11 protein-coding genes and 1 tRNA gene are annotated in these 14,860 nt (G+C 66.2%); 7 read left to right on the forward strand and 5 right to left on the reverse strand.

Going from position 1 to position 14,860, the window contains the following annotated elements; genetic code table 11:
• Window positions 1-14 precede the first annotated feature (14 nt).
• From H587_RS0105810 to H587_RS0105820, 3 genes are read right to left on the reverse strand one after another with little or no spacing between them, the layout of a single operon-like run.
• Entirely contained in the window at window positions 15-1,604 is a 1,590-nt protein-coding gene (locus H587_RS0105810; RefSeq protein ID WP_027175462.1) for a DNA repair protein RecN, read from the reverse strand.
• A gap of 56 nt (window positions 1,605-1,660) precedes the next feature.
• On the reverse strand, window positions 1,661-2,497 hold the full coding sequence (locus H587_RS0105815; RefSeq protein ID WP_027175463.1) for an ABC transporter permease: 837 nt from the start codon (window positions 2,495-2,497) through the stop codon (window positions 1,661-1,663).
• Window positions 2,494-3,489 (reverse strand): ABC transporter permease, encoded by a 996-nt coding sequence (locus H587_RS0105820; protein ID WP_027175464.1) that lies wholly within the window; start codon window positions 3,487-3,489, stop codon window positions 2,494-2,496. The genes H587_RS0105815 and H587_RS0105820 overlap by 4 nt, the downstream gene beginning before the upstream one ends.
• Before the next feature lie 242 nt (window positions 3,490-3,731).
• Here H587_RS0105820 and H587_RS0105825 point away from each other — a divergent pair.
• A tRNA-Ala gene (locus H587_RS0105825) sits at window positions 3,732-3,807 on the forward strand.
• 184 nt (window positions 3,808-3,991) lie between these two features.
• Here H587_RS0105825 and H587_RS0105830 read toward each other — a convergent pair.
• A complete protein-coding gene (locus H587_RS0105830; RefSeq protein WP_027175465.1) occupies window positions 3,992-5,317 on the reverse strand; it encodes an APC family permease in 1,326 nt (441 codons plus the stop codon).
• Window positions 5,318-5,807: 490 nt separating this feature from the next.
• Between H587_RS0105830 and H587_RS0105835 the strand changes: the two genes are divergently transcribed.
• The 3 genes from H587_RS0105835 (at window position 5,808) to H587_RS0105845 (ending at window position 8,997) form a co-directional block, all read left to right on the forward strand.
• Window positions 5,808-7,508 carry a uracil-xanthine permease family protein gene (locus tag H587_RS0105835; RefSeq protein ID WP_027175466.1) on the forward strand — a complete coding sequence of 567 codons (1,701 nt, stop codon included), beginning with the start codon at window positions 5,808-5,810 and terminating at the stop codon, window positions 7,506-7,508.
• Between the two features lie 61 nt (window positions 7,509-7,569).
• On the forward strand, window positions 7,570-8,325 hold the full coding sequence (locus tag H587_RS17470; protein WP_169432749.1) for a substrate-binding domain-containing protein: 756 nt from the start codon (window positions 7,570-7,572) through the stop codon (window positions 8,323-8,325).
• Between the two features lie 9 nt (window positions 8,326-8,334).
• Window positions 8,335-8,997 carry a flavodoxin family protein gene (locus H587_RS0105845; RefSeq protein ID WP_027175467.1) on the forward strand — a complete coding sequence of 221 codons (663 nt, stop codon included), beginning with the start codon at window positions 8,335-8,337 and terminating at the stop codon, window positions 8,995-8,997.
• A gap of 4 nt (window positions 8,998-9,001) precedes the next feature.
• On the opposite strand, the gene H587_RS17475 is transcribed toward H587_RS0105845, so the two are convergent.
• Window positions 9,002-12,427 carry an autotransporter outer membrane beta-barrel domain-containing protein gene (locus tag H587_RS17475; RefSeq protein WP_034608633.1) on the reverse strand — a complete coding sequence of 1,142 codons (3,426 nt, stop codon included), beginning with the start codon at window positions 12,425-12,427 and terminating at the stop codon, window positions 9,002-9,004.
• Window positions 12,428-12,929: 502 nt separating this feature from the next.
• Here H587_RS17475 and H587_RS0105855 point away from each other — a divergent pair.
• The 3 genes from H587_RS0105855 to H587_RS0105865 all read left to right on the forward strand — a co-directional run bounded on the left by H587_RS0105855 (window position 12,930) and on the right by H587_RS0105865 (window position 14,815).
• Window positions 12,930-13,382 carry a GlcG/HbpS family heme-binding protein gene (locus tag H587_RS0105855; RefSeq protein ID WP_245560828.1) on the forward strand — a complete coding sequence of 151 codons (453 nt, stop codon included), beginning with the start codon at window positions 12,930-12,932 and terminating at the stop codon, window positions 13,380-13,382.
• Window positions 13,383-13,515: 133 nt separating this feature from the next.
• Window positions 13,516-14,178, forward strand: a complete 663-nt coding sequence (locus H587_RS0105860) for a TylF/MycF/NovP-related O-methyltransferase (RefSeq protein ID WP_027175469.1) — start codon at window positions 13,516-13,518, stop codon at window positions 14,176-14,178.
• A gap of 13 nt (window positions 14,179-14,191) precedes the next feature.
• Window positions 14,192-14,815, forward strand: coding sequence for a LysE family translocator (locus H587_RS0105865; RefSeq protein WP_027175470.1), 624 nt, complete (start codon window positions 14,192-14,194; stop codon window positions 14,813-14,815).
• The last annotated feature ends 45 nt before the right edge of the window (window positions 14,816-14,860 follow it).

Below are 14,860 nucleotides of genomic sequence, written 5' to 3' on the forward strand. Positions count from 1 at the left end.
TTCTCTCCGCCTTTCTATGAATGGGGCGAAGCCCCCGAAGCCCCCGGAGCCCCACCGCCGGCCATGCGCGTCAGCTCGGCCGCGATCTCGGTTTGGCCGAGCCGCCGGCAGCGGGTGTAGGTGACACCGTCCTCGACCTCCTTGCTGACCAGGAAGTGCCGCTCGGCCAGGGACGCCAGCTGGGGCCAGTGGGTGATGAGCAGCATCTGCTGGCGGCCCGCCAGGGACTTCAGCTTGTCGCCCACCTTGTTCAGGGTGTGGCCGCCGATGCCCGCGTCCACCTCGTCGAAGATGAGCGTGGGCAGCTCGTCCGAGCTTTTCAGGCTGGTCACGGCCAGGAGGAAGCGCGAGAGTTCACCGCCCGAGGCGATCTTGTCCAGGGGCCGGGGCGGCTGGCCCGGGTTGGGCACCCAGAGCAGCCGGGCGCGGTCCTCGACCAGCCCGGGATAGGGTTCGAAGGGCTCGAAGGCGTATTCCACGCGGGCGTGCTCGGAGAAACCCAGGCCGCGCAACTCGGCCTCCAGGGCGCGGCAGAGCCGTTCCCCGGCGGCGCGCCGGGCCGCGTTGAGCCGGGCCAGGATGTCGCCCAGGCGCTTGGCGGCCGCGGTCTCCTCCTTGTCCAGGCGTTTCAGGTCCAGGCCGCAGGAATCCAGGAAATTCAGGTTCTCGACGATCTCGTCCTTGAGCGCGAGGATCTGCTCCAGGCTCTTGTTCAGCTTGCGTTTGAGCCGGGAAATCTCGAACAGCCGGGACTCCAGGGCGTCCAGGTCGATCGTCTCGCCGTCCTCGGCCTCGGCCCGGCGCAGCCGGTTCTGCAGAGCCTGGAGCCGTAGCCGGAAGTCCTCCACGGCCAGACGCTCCTCCTCGAACTCCGGGAACAGCGCGGATACGGCCTCCATGTCCCGGGCCAGGACCGCCACGCCCTCGGTGAGCGGGGAGTCGCCTCCCAGGATGTCCAGGGCCTCGGACAGGGCCTTGGCCGCGTGTTCGCGGTCCCGGGCGCCCTCCTTGCGGGTCAGCAGTTCCTCCTCCTCGCCGGGCAGGGGATCGACCTTCTCGATCTCCGCGCGCTGGAACTCCAGGAACTCCCGCTGGCGGGCCAGTTCCTCGGTACGGGCCGTCAATTCGCGTCGGCGTTCCAGGATGCGGCGCAGTTCGGAAAGGGTCTCCTCGCGTTCGGCCAGGAGGGACTGTTCGGGCAGGAAGCCATCCAAGATGCGGGCCTGGTAGGCGGGCTGGAGGAGCTTCTGCTGGCCGTGCTGGGAGGTGTGCAGCACGAGGGAGGGCCGCAGCTCGAGCACGGCCTCCTGGGAGCCCAGGCGGTCGCCCAGGTAGACGCGGGAGCGGCCGGTTTCGGCCGAGAGTTCGCGGCGGATGACGAGGTCTCCCTCGGGCCGGGCGAAAAGGGCCTCGACCACGGCTTTTTCCTTGCCCGGCCGGACCATCTCCGCGCCCATGCGCTCGCCGGTGAGGAAGTCGATGGCGCGCAGGATGAAGGATTTGCCCGCGCCGGTCTCGCCGGTGAGCACGTTCAGGCCCTTGGAGAATTCCAGTTCCGCGTCCTCGATGAGGGCCAGATCGCGGATGCGCAGCAGTTCGAGCATGGGTGTCCTTCCAAGGCTCCCTTAAACTCGGCCGGAAAGGGAATCAAGGGCGGCGATCACCGCCGCAGCCTCGGGTCCAGAAGGTCGCGCAGGGATTCGCCCAGCAGGTTGTAGCCGAGCACCGTGAGCAGGATGGCCAGCCCCGGGAAGACCGAGAGCCAGGGCGCGATGCCGAGCACATCCTTGCCCTCCATGAGCATGTTGCCCCAGGACGGGTCCGGCGGCTGTACGCCCAGGCCCAGGAAGCTCAGCGAGGACTCCACCAGGATGGCCCCGGCCACGCCCAGGCTGGCCGAGACGAGCACCGGGGCCAGGGCGTTGGGCAGGATGTGCCGGAGCAGGATGCGGCCCGGGCCCGCCCCGGCCACGCGCGCGGCCAGCACGAAGTCCCGGGACTTGAGGGTCAGGGTCTCGGCCCGCACGAGCCGGGCCACGCCCATCCAGGAGGTCAGGCCGATGACGACCATGATGTTCGTCAGACTCGGCTCCAGGAAGGCGATGACCGCCAGGATGAGGAAGAAGGACGGGAAGCAGAGCATCACGTCCACCCCGCGCATGACGATCTCGTCGGTGAGCCTGCCGAAGTACCCGGCCACCAGCCCCAGGGCTAGGCCGATGGCCGTGGAGATGCCCACGGCCACGAAGCCGACCCAGAGCGAGACCCGGCCGCCCCAGAGGATGCGCGAGAGCACGTCCCGGCCCAGGGCGTCGGTGCCCAGGGGGTGGGTCCAGGAGGGCGGCTGGAGGATGACGTTCACGTCGATGTCCAGGGGGTCGAAAGGCGCCAACCAGGGGGCCAGGACGGCGGCCAGAGAGATGACGCCCACCAGGCCCAGGCCCAGCACGAGCAGGCCGTGGCGCGAGAGGAACGAGGGCCGTTTCAGCGCGTTCACGCGGCCTCCCCGCCGGAGCGGCGCGCGCGTGGGTCGGCCAGGCCGTAGCCCAGGTCGGCCAGGAGATTGCCCGCCAGGGTGAGCACCGCGCCGAGCACGAGGCTGCCCATGATGAGCGGGTAGTCCCGGGCCATGACCGCCTGGTAGAAGAGCTGGCCCAGGCCGGGCAGGGCGAAGATGGATTCGATGATCACGCTTCCGCCGATGAGCCCGGGCACGGACAGACCGAGGATGGTGATCACCGGCATGAGGGCGTTGCGCAGGGCGTGGCGGAAGATCACGATCCGTTCGGGCAGGCCCTTGGCCCGGGCGGTCATGATGTAGTCCTGGCGCAGAACCTCCAGCATGGACGCGCGCATGAAGCGCGAGAGCCCGGCCAGGGAGCCGAAGGTGTAGATGAAGATGGGCAGGGCCAGGTGTCGGGCCAGGTCCGCGACCTTGCCCCAGAAGGAGAGGTGCGGGAAGTCCAGGGAGGTGATGCCCGAGATGGGCAGCACGGGCCAGTGGATGCCCAGGGCCAGCATGAGCAGGAGGGCCAGCCAGAATCCGGGCATGGCGAAGCCGATGAACACGAGCACGGTCATGGAGCGATCGAAGGGCCCATTCTGTTTCCAGGCCGAGAGCACGCCTATGGGCACGGCCAGGAGCAGGGTCAGGATCAGGGAGGCCACGTTCATGCCGAAGGTCAGCGGCAGGCGCTCCTCGATCTTGTCCCACACGGGGCGGTTGTCGCCGGACACGGACTGGCCGAAGTCGAAGGTGGCCAGCCGGGCGATCCAGCGGCCGTACTGCACGTGGATGGGCTGGTCCAGGCCGTAGAGCTTTTCCAGGCGGGCCCGGGCTTCGGGCGTGACCGTGGGATTCATGGTGGTCTGGAGGTCGGTGGGCGTGCCCGGGGCCAGGTGGATGACCCAGAAGCTGACCACCGTGATCCCGAGAAAGACCACGGCGATCCAGAGGAGTTTGAGCAGGATGCGGGAGAGCACGCGCATGGGCCTTGATACGCCAGCATGGGCTTGGAATCAATGCGGGAAGGCCCTCGGCCGGAGCGCCCGCGAGCGCCGCAGGCGGGGGTCGCGTCCTGGCGGCATGTGCTCCGACCGGTTGCGTGCGCCTTCGGCAAAAGGTCGCGGCCCGCGCAACGCACCGCCCCGCAAGGGAATTTTAATTTTTTTCATCTTTCGTGTTGACAAGCGAAGGTCTGTTGGCTAAACACTCCTTCTGCCATGCGAGTGGGGCTGTAGCTCAGTTGGGAGAGCGCTTGAATGGCATTCAAGAGGTCAAGAGTTCAATTCTCTTCAGCTCCACCAACGTGAAGAACAAGGGCTTCGGATGAGATTCCGAAGCCCTTTTTCTTTGCCCGCCTTCGGGAACGATCGCTTGTTTCTCCTCGGGAGTTCTTGCAGCCTTACGCTCCGCGCAACGCATGAAAAAGGCCGTTCCCCCCGTCCATTGGCGGCGGAACGGCCTCACGGCGTCAGAGGCAGGCGGAGGCTAGGCCTTTTTCCTGTCGCGCATGAGCGCGAAGCCCACGGCCAGGATGCCCAGGGCCAGGATCAGGAAGTGCAGGAACATGTCCTTCTGGATCGCGCCCCAGATGATGTACAGGGAGCCCATCCCCGCCAGCAGCGGGCAGAGGTAGCGGCTGAACGGGCCCAGGTCCGTGAAGGTCTTCATCACCCAGATGTAGATGGAGATGTAGATCACATAGAGGATGGCGATGGGCAGTTCGGAGACGTCCATGAACTGGCCCCACCAGCCCGCGAAGTTGCCGTACCAGACCAGGAGCCAGAAGCAGGACAGGAGGTAGCCGAGCAGCGCGGAGTTGATGGTGCTGTTGGTCACGGCGTTGATTCGGCGGAAGAACGCCGGGCAGGGGCCCATGTCGCGCGCGGCGATGGAGTACATGCCTCGGGCCGAGCCCATGATCAGGCCGTTGAGCGTGCCCAGGCAGGAGATGATGACGAAGACGGTGAGCAGCGTTCCGCCGATGGTGTTGAACACCAAGCCGATGACCTGGACCGGCGCGGCGTCGCCCGCCTCGAGCACCTGGGCGTTGGTCAGCACGCCGGAGATGCCGAGGTAGTAGAGCATGTAGATGGTCACCACCGCGATGGTCCCCGCGATCAGCGCCCGGGGCAAGGTGCGCTTGGCGTCGCGCAACTCGGCGTTGATGACCGTGGCGATGATCCAACCCTCGTAGGCGAAGGCCGTGGACAGGGTGGCCACGGCGAGGCCGCCCTGGCCGGACACGCCCTGAGCGGTCTGCATGAAGTTGCTCATGGTCATCCCGCTGCGCAGGCCCGCGATGCCGCCCACGACGGCCACCAGGCCCAGGGGGATGAGCTTGATCACGGTGGCGGAGACCTGCCACGCGCCCGCGAGCCTGGGCGAGAAGTAGTTCAGCAGGAAGAAGCCGGTCAGGTAGACGACGGACACGGGCCAGAGGCCGTCCTTCATCCCGAGCAGCCCCACGGTGTATTTGGCCGAGACCCAGGCGAGCACCGCCACCAGCGTGGGGTAGTAGATGAAGGTCATGAACCAGGCCACCATGTAGCCCGCCTTCCTGCCGTAGGCCTGTTCGAAGTAGTCCACCACGCCGTTGACCCGCTCGATGCGGGTGGCGATCTTGGAGAAGACGTAGGCGGTCACGACCATGATCGAGCCGCCGATGAGCCAGGCGAGCAGGGCCGTGGTGAGGCTGCCGCCGGAGGCCTTGAGTACGTCGTCGGCCTTGAAGAACACGCCGGAGCCGATGACGATGCCGACGACCATGGCGGCCGCGGTCCAGAAACCGTATTTTTTTTGTAGGTCAGGCATTGTTTTCTCGCGTTTCCTTGGTGTGGCCCCCGAAAAGCGGGGCGAAAACCGACGGATTCCGCCGTCGGCCCAGCTCCTTTCTCACCTTTTCCGCATGTCATCAAGAGCGGCCTGGACAGCCGCCGTCGCACTTCGGAGGGGCGGGGCGAATGCGGGATTCCCGCTGACTCCGCCGGGTCTTGTTCCTCGTTTCATGTCGTCGTGTTCTCCCCGCGACAAAAAAAAGAAGGGAATCCTTTTCAATACGCCTGGATTCCCGTGGAACGCCCGCGCATATCCTGCTCCGATATTTTCATTTCTTCAAGAGATAAAGCGGGTTGATCACCGGGCCGGAGGGCCGGGACTGAAGGCCGGAGACTGGGGCGGCGTTTTCGCCGAAGCCCGGTCCCACTGGCGTCCGGAGAGCCTTCGTCCTTGCTTTGCCTGGGACGATCTGGAAGAATCGCGCGCTTTCAAGGCGGTTGACCCTGTTACCGGAAAGGCGCAGCACATGATCCGCGACACGCTCAAGTTCGACGTGGGCCAGACCCCGCCGCCGCACACCACGCTCTGCATCGCGTTCATGCACGTGCTGTTGGTGTTCGACGCCATCATCTTCATCCCCAACGTGCTCGGCAAGACCACGGACATCGCGCCCCAGACCCTGGCCTTCATCACCTTCGCCATCATCATCGTCGCGGCGGTATTCACCTTTCTGCAGAGCCGGACGCGTCTCGGCTTGGGCGCGGGATTCGTGCTCTTCACCGGCTCCTACAGCGCGTTCCTCCTCTGCTCATTGGACGCCGTGAAGATGGGCGGGATGCCCCTGCTGGCCACCATGTCCCTGCTCACGGCGCCGGTGGTCTTCCTGTACACCTTCTTCATCCGCTTCTTCCGGCACATCATCACCCCGGCCGTGGGCGGCGTGGTCATCCTGCTCATAGCCACCTCCATGGTGCCCATCGGCCTTGGGCTCTGGGCCGGCGAGACCGCCTCCGTCACCCGCCTGGGAATCGGGGCCGTCACCGTGCTCATCCTGACCCTGATGATGCTCTTCGCTCCGCCCGCCCTGCGACTCTGGGGACCGCTGCTGGCGATGGGCGGCGGTTACGGCGCGGCGGCCCTCACCGGCGAACTTCACTTCGAACACGCGGTCCACGCGGCCTGGTTCGGCCTGCCGCAACTCTCCGCCTGGCCCGGCCTGGAACTGGACCTCCACTCCGCGCACCTGCCGCTCTTCCTCGCCTTCGGCATGGGCATGGTGGCCAGCATGATCGAGAGCACGGGCAACATCATGCTCGTGCAACAGATATCCACGCGTGACTTCCGGCGGGTGTCCTACGACCGGGTGCAAGGCGGCCTGTACTGCGACGGCCTGAGCAAGATCACGGCCGCGCTGCTCGGCACGGCCGTTCCCTCGCTCTACTGCGACAACCTTCCGCTCATCGAGATGACCGGCGTGGCCTCCCGCCGCGTCGGCGCGGTCGGGGCCGCCATCCTGCTCCTGCTGGCCTTCATGCCCAAGGTCAGCGGCGTCATCCTGGACATGCCCGGCCCGGTGATCGGGGGATTCCTCATCGTCATCGCGGCCTTGTTGTTCCATGCGGGTTTCGGTCTGGTGGCCATGACCCGGTTGAACAACCAGCACGGCCTCATCCTCGGCCTGTCCCTGGTGGTGGGTCTGGTGGCCGGGGGCAGGTCGTTCTTTCCGGGAGTGGCGCCGTCCACCCTGAGCCCGCTGCTCCAGAACAGCGTGGCCATGGGCGGGTTCACGGCCTTCCTGCTGAGCACCCTGGCCTATCTCGCGCCCCGGCGAGGGCTCACGGGCGTTTTTCGGGCCGATCCCGCCGAGGTCCGCTCCCTGCACGACCTGCTGGCCTCCGGCAGACACCGCCTCCACCTGCCCCAAGACCGTTTCAACGTCCTCTCCCTATGCTGCGAGGAAGTCTTCCTGCACATGCTCGGGCAGGGGGGCAGGGGCGGTGAGGACTCCGTGAGTCTGCGGGTTTCCAGAATCGAGGAGGGCTGGTCGGTGGAGATGATCTGCGGGCACATGATGGACGACATCAACAACTTCGCCCTGCCGGAATCCCTGCTGCAGGCCTCGCCGGACGAACTCGGCCAATTGGGGCTGGTGCTCTTCTCGCAGTATGCCCGCGACGTGAAGCACATGGAGATATCCGGCTACTCCTACATCTCTTTCCTGATTTGAGCGGCCGCCGAGCGCGTCCGCCATATTGACCCCGGCGATGCGGTTTGGATATATCGTCGGTATGAATCGGATAGTCCGCATTCCGGCGATCCTGCTGCTTCTGACGTTGTCCTGTTGCGCCTGGAGGTGGGTCATGGCCCAGTCGTCCCCCCTGCCCGCCGGAGAGAGCCTGCGCGTGTACGGCCCCGGCGGCCCGTATCCGGCAATGAAGGAGTGCGCCGCTCTGTACTCCGCCCGCGCCGGCATTCCGGTGGAGGTGGTCAAGGGCCAGCCCGACCTGCTCGTGGAGGCCGTCCGCTCCGACGGAGACCTGTTCTACAACGGCGCGGAGTACATGATGGACGACTTCCTGGCCGCCCATCCCGGTGTGCTGGACGCGGCCGGAGTGACCCCGCTCTTCGCCCGGCGCATGGGCATCATCGTCCGGGCGGGCAACCCCAAGGCCATCGCGGTTCCCGAGGATCTGCGGAAACCGGGGGTCGCGGTGCTGGACGTGCGCCTGGAGAACATGGCCGGTCCCAGGCATGATCCGCCGCAGGGGCTGCCCGGGGTGGCGCTCTCCGTGGTCACCGGGGAGCAGGGATTCGCGGCCTGGAAGGAACGGCCGGACCTGGACGCCTGGGTCACCTACCGCACCTGGCACGCCCAGCTCACGGACGGCTCCCTGTTCCTGCCTTTGCCGGGGGCCGAGGGGCTGCGGAGCGTCGTGGCGGCCGAGGTCATCGGAGCGCGGCACCCGGAAGAGGCCCGACGGTTCCGCGATTGGCTGACTTCGAAAGAGGCGCGCGCCGTTTTTGTCCGACACGGCTTTGAATAGGGAGGCCGCATGAAAATCCTGGGCATTCACTCCAGCCCCAACGGCAAGAGAAGCCAGACTTTGCGACTGGTGAACGCCGTGTTGCGCGGCGCGGCCGGGGAGGGCGCGGAGATTGAGGTGGTGGAGCTCTGCAAGCTGCGCATCGAGTTCTGCATCGGCTGCCGCAAGTGCTTCAAGACCGGAGCCTGCGTCTTCGACGACGACTACGCGCCGCTGTTGGAGAAGATGCTGGCCGCCGACGGCCTCGTCTGGGGCTCCCCGAACTATTCCTTCTGCGTCACGGCCCGCATGAAGGCGCTCATCGACCGCATGGCCGACGTGATCCATCTCCAGTCCTTCGACGGCAAGTACAGCTGCGCCGTGGCCACGGGCGGCCGGGACGACGAGGTCATCACCCGCTATCTGGCTACCAACCTCATGGATTTCGGGGCATACGTCAGCGGCACGGCCGGAGCCGTGGTCACCCGGGGGCCCGAGGCCGTGGACCGGGCCGAGGCACGGGCTCTGGAGCTGGGCCGGGTTCTGGTGAACGACATCCGTGCCGGGACGCTCTACTTCGACCAACGCCGGGCCATGGACGCCAACCGCCGCGAGTTCCAGGCCAAGATCCGGCAGGCCGGGGAGGCGTGGAAGCACGAGTACGATTACTGGGAGAGCCGGGGCTGGGCCTGACGCTTCAGAAGTTCCAGTTCACGGAGCAGCCGCCCTGGAGCGAGGAGTATCCCGTCTGGAACAGTTCGGTGCCCGCGAAGAGGTTCAGGCTGAGCGCATCGTCTTGCAACACACCCACGTCGCCCATCAGGGCGAGGCTGTCCCGGCCCGGGGCGGGGGACTGGGCTTCGAAGCTCTGGGAGCCGTCCGCGAAGGAGGCCCGCGTGGCCGATGCCTCGTTGACCAGGGCGTGCATCCACTGGGCGCTGAGTCCGGCCCGCAGCATGGCGCGCTCGTTGAACCGCGTCTCGGCGTCCAGGTGTGCGCCCAGGGCCGAGCGCAGGCTGTGATATCCCTTGGACTCCGTCTTCAGTCGCGCCGCGCCGCCGTTTTGCTCGGTCACGTCGGGACGCCAAGTGAAGGCGTAGTCCAGGCCCGCCAGCGGCCCGAGGGTCACCGAACCCAGCTGCCAGTCGTAGCCCGCGCCGAGGTTCGCGGCGCTCGTCAGCCCCGTCCATTCGGCGTCGGCCGTGCGCTGGAATCCGCCGAATGAGACGGAGCGGCGCGTCTCCGCGTTTTCCACGCCCACGCGGCCGATGCCGTAGAGGTAGGCGCCGTTCCACTGCGGCGGCCGCATGAGGGCCTGCGCGCCGAGGTGCAGGCTGTCCGTCTCGCTGGAGGCCCCGTCCTCCGTATGCACGTCGACCCGGCTGTGGATGACGGCCGCGTGCATTCCGGCGGTGAGCCCGCTGTCGAAATGCCGTTCCATCCCGCCGAAGAGGCCCGCGTCGGTGGCGCTGTAGCCCAGGGCGTCGCCGTGCGCCCGCTGGAACCGGGTGCCGCCCACGGGCATGAGGAAGGCGGACCATTCGGAAGTCTCGTCTCCGCCGTTGAGCCCGGTTTCCTGGCCGTGGGGGGCCTGAAGCATGACGCGCAGCAGGGAGCCGGAGAGCATGCGGTTGGATGTCAGGGATGTTTGGGCCGCGCTGTTGTATGCTTCCGGGGAAAGTTGATCCAGGGCGGAGGAGATGGTCGCGCCGCCCGGGGCGGAGAAGTCGAGCGCGGCGACGAGGTCTTGCATGTCGCCCGTGGCCGCGCCCGAGAGGGTGTCGATGGCCGCGCCCACCTGCGCGCCGTTGCGGCCGGAGGCATAACGGCTGTAGGCTCCGGCGGCGCGTGTGGTGGTCACGGTGTATGGCGCGCCCGGCGACATGGTCATGGTGAGCGTGGGTGAGCTGAACGGCAGGAACGTATCGATGACGGAGGGCAGGGTGCTGCCCGCGCCTCCCGAGAACATGCCCGCGAAGGGAATGGTCGTGGCGCCCGAGTAGTAGTCCTGCTCGGGCGTGACCGTGACCGTGGCGCCGCCGCCGGCGTTGTGGGCGAAGACGCCCGTGACGTTCAGTTGGTCGGACTCGCCGTTTGCGTTGAATTCCATGAGCAGGTCGCCGTTGTTGGTGAAGTCGCCCGCGATGGAGATCGTGCCGATGCTGTTGCCCGGGGCCACGACGCCGTTGTTGGTGAACAGGCCTGCTCCGGGAGCGGCCTGGGAGGCCGCCGTGCCGTCGCCGTAGAGGAAGTAGGTCGCGGAGCCGCGCAGCGTCGCGCCGGGATGCACGGTGGCGTCCAGGCCGCTGAACGAGCCGTTGAGCGACAGGCTGCCGCCCGCCGCGTGCAGGTTGAAGCTGGCGGGCCCGGAGATCGTGCCGTCGTAGCGCATGTTGAAGCCCGGGTCGCCCGCGCCGAGCATGGTCACGCCGAAAGTCAGGTCCGTGGAGTAGTCCTCCGGCGGGTTCGGCGCGATGGCGGCGATGTTCCAGGGATTCCATTTCGAGCGGATGTCGCCGTCCACGTCCGCGCCGCGCAGAAAATTGATGTTCTCCACGTGCGCGTCGGCCTCGACCATGACGGCCGCGTAAGTCCCGGACAGTTCGCCCGAGACGTTGAGGGCGTTCACGAGCGCGCCGTTCAGGTCGGAGTTCATCTTCGTGTAGAAGTAGCGGTCGTCGGAATTGACGAGCGCATCCGCGCCCGCTTGGTGGAAATAGGACGTGATTCCCGACATGCCGATGCCGAAGTGCGCACCGATGCCCATTTCTCCCTCGGCCCGCACGACGCCCTGGATGTCGACGACGTTATTCTTGCCGTAGGACACGAGCAGACCGGTGCCGTAGCTGCCGTCGGCCGCCACGGTCACGCCCTCCGGCACGGTCACGGTGTTGCCCACGCCGTCGACGCGGATGCCGCCCGCGCCATGTCCTCCGGCTGAGATGTCGGCGGCCTGGGTGACGTTCAGCTTGTCGCGGTAGACGTGCAGGCCCGTGGCGTAGGAGGCGTCGCCGCGAAAGCCGTCGGCGTTGGTCACGACGAGGGCCGTCTCGTCGAGGTAGGCGCCCACGCGCCCCAGGGGCATGGCCGTGTCCGTGGTCAGGAGCCCGCCGAGGCGCGAGGGATAATAGCTCTTGCCGAAGAATTTCTTCAGGTCGATCTGGTAGCCCATGTCCTTGAGCGCGGCCAGTTCCACCTCGGTGAAGAGCATGTTCCGCAACGGGGCGTAGGACATGATCGAGCCGAGCAGGGCGGGGTGGCCCAGGACGTTGCCTTCGTCCAGTTCGTAGTCGTCGCCCCGGCCCGCCATGACGGGCATGCCCTGGCCGTTGGTCAGCGCGTCCACGGCGTCCCCGTGGAAGGTCGGGAAAAAGGTCACCTGGCCGGGATGGGTCGCCATCGGGGAGGTGGGGGCGGCGTTGAAGTCCGGTATGACGAAGACGCCGTTGGACCGGACGGCCGAAATGGCCGGATCGAAGACGATGTCGCCGTCCACGGCACGCCTGCCGTTGACGTCGTACAGGCGCGAACCCCATGCGGATTTGGCGTTGATGGTCCAGGAGGTCAGATCCCAGGAGGCGGCGCTCTCGTCGGTGCCGATCAGGACGCCGCCCATGTCCAGGGCGTGCATCAGCTCGTGGGTGATGGTGGAGGTGATGGAGTCGTCGTCCAGGAGTTGGCGGGTGACCACCGTGGTGTACGGAACATTGAAGATGATTTCGGTGTGGTAGCCGTAGAACGGGTCCGGGGCGTAGTACACGCCTCCGACGATGGAGTTGTAGACGTCGGAATACGGCCTGCCCGTCTCCGGCGTCCAACTGTAGGCCGTGCCGCTCGGGTCGTCGATCTTGGCCAGGTTGATGATGATCCTCGCCCCCTGGCCCTCGCCGATCCGTTCCACCCAGTAGTTCATGCCGCCCATGATGGAGTCCATCTCGGCCTGGGAAAAGTCGCCGGTGGCCGTGGACGGGGGATGGGGCTGGGGATAGGGCTCGTAAAATGATTCACCGGCGGAACGCACATCCAGAATGAACGGGCCGATCGGGTATTCCGTGGAGGCGGTGGCGGGCGAGGCCAGAGCGACGCAGGCCAGCAGGAGGAGGGCGAAGGTTCGTATTTTCATGCGTCGGCCTGTTCCCGCGCCGCTTCATGCCGGAGCCGTCCACCGCTCCGTTTCAGGGCGCGGAGTCGTTGCGGCCATGCGCATGGACCCTGTCCGCACATGCCGAAACCGTCGGCTCCGCGCAATGGGCGAAGCGTGTTTTATGAAGTCATTGTGCCATGTTCAGTCAAAAATTTCAGAATTGAAACTATCGATGTCACTTCGTAATGGCAAGGGCGAAATGTCCCTGCGCATGCTGAATGTGAAGGATTTTCGGCTTGGCGAAAGGATTTCTCAAATCTCTGGACAGGGGCAGGTTCTTGTCATGCGTCGCAGTGTGAGTGAGCATGCGCACGCAATACGTCGATTGAATTCCGAGCATTGATCCGCAATCCGCTGCACAATCGTGTTGACCGTCGTGCTGCGTCCCTGTAGCGTCATAGTGTGTCATTCAACACGAATGGAGGTGCGAGACATGCAAAAGATGATCAAGTCCGTAGTGTTGGCGTGTTGCATGTTGCTCATGTCCGGATCGCTCGCCTTGGCTGACGGGCCGAAGAAGACCCTGCCCGGCGAGCTGACCCTGGAGCAGGCCCAGAAGGTTCTCAAGGCCGCCGTGGCCAAGGCCGAGGAGATCAAGGTGCCCATGAACATCTCCGTCGTGGATTCCGGCGGCAACCTGAAGGCTTTCTACCGCATGGACGACGCCTTCATCGGCAGCGTCGACATCTCCATGAAGAAGGCCGTCACCGCCCGCTACTTCAACATGCCCACCCGGGCCCTGGGCGCGGCCTCCCAGGTCGGGGCTCCGCTCTACGGCATCGAGGTCAGCAACAACGGGCTGATCATTTTCGCCGGAGGCGTGCTCCTGGTGGACAAGAACAACGTGATCATCGGCGCGATCGGCGTCAGCGGCGGCAGCGTGGACGAGGACGAGAGCGTGGCCATGGCCGGGGCCAAGGTGCTCGCGAAGTAGCGCGCGCGAATCGTTCAGCGGCCGGACCCCGGACGGAGAAGCTGTCCGCGGGTCCGGTTTTTCATTTGCGCCGGGGCCGCATTGTTGGCATGTTGCGTCTGGTCCGCCAAGGGCGCGGACGAAAGGACGGCGCATGGAGATCTTCGGATTCGACACCGGCAAGGCCTGGGACTACGAGAACGGTTTCAACCTGACCTCGGACATCAGCCGCATGGGCAAGATCGTCGCCCACTACGAGCTGTACAAGCGGATCGTCCACCTTCCGGGCCACGTGCTGGAGCTGGGGGTCTTCAAGGGGGCGTCGCTGCTGCGCTTCCTCACCTTCCGCGAAATCCTGGAGTCGCCCCAGTCCCGCAAGGTCATCGGCTTCGACGCCTTCGGCTCCTTCCCGCAGGCCGCCAACGAGGCGGACAAGCGTTTCGTCGAGCGATGGGAACGGGGGGCCGGAGCGGGCATCCCGGTGGAGGAGCTGGAAAAGTCCCTGGCCCTCAAGAAGCTTGGCAACTATGAGCTGGTGCGCGGCGACATCTTGCGGACCCTGCCGGACTACCTCGAACGCAATCCCCAGCTCAAGGTCGCCCTGCTGCACATCGACACGGACATCTACGAGCCCGCCAAGGCCGGTCTGGAGCTGCTCTGGGACCGCGTGGTGCGTGGCGGCCTGTTGGTCCTGGATGACTATGGCACGGAGTTCGGCGGCACCAAGGCCGTGGACGAGTTCCTCCGTGACCGGAACGTGCTCGTCCAGAAACTGCCCCAGTCGCACACGAGTCCGGCCTTCATCGTCAAGCCGTGACTGGAAATTCCGCGTGATCGCCTCCCTGAGCGCCGGGGCCCTGCTGGGCCTCTCCGCCGGGCTTTCGCCCGGTCCGCTTCTGGCGTTGGTCATGGCCCAGACCCTGCGCCACGGCCCCGCCGAGGGGGCCAAGGTGGCGGTCTCGCCGCTCATCACCGATCTGCCGATCATCCTCGTCTGCGCCCTGGTCCTGGCCGCGGTGCGCGGGCAGAGCACGGTGCTCGGGCTTGTCTCCCTGGCTGGGAGCGCGGTGCTCCTGCGCCTGGGCCTGGACAGCCTGCGCGCCCGGGGGCTGCGCCCGGACGCCGTGGGGTCCGAACCCCGTTCGCTCCTTCAAGGGGTGCTGGTCAACGGCCTGAGCCCTCATCCCTATCTCTTCTGGCTCACCGTGGGCATGCCGCTCGTCTACCAGGACTGGGCCCGTGATCCGCTCATGGCGGTTTTTTTCCTGGCCGCGTTTTATTTCTGCCTTGTGGGCTCCAAGCTGGTCGTGGTCCTGCTCTGCCATAACTCACGGCGTCTGCTGACCGGTGCTGCCTACGTCTGGACCATGCGGCTGCTGGGTGTTCTGCTTCTGGTCTTCGCGGGTCTTCTCGTCCGCGACGGACTGAAGCTCCTGCATTTTCTTTCGGCCTGATTTTTCTTTTCCCACATTACGTTCTCGAGTCATCCCATCGACCTC

The sequence above is a fragment of the Desulfovibrio aminophilus DSM 12254 genome (assembly GCF_000422565.1).
GTDB classification, from domain to species: domain Bacteria; phylum Desulfobacterota; class Desulfovibrionia; order Desulfovibrionales; family Desulfovibrionaceae; genus Aminidesulfovibrio; species Aminidesulfovibrio aminophilus.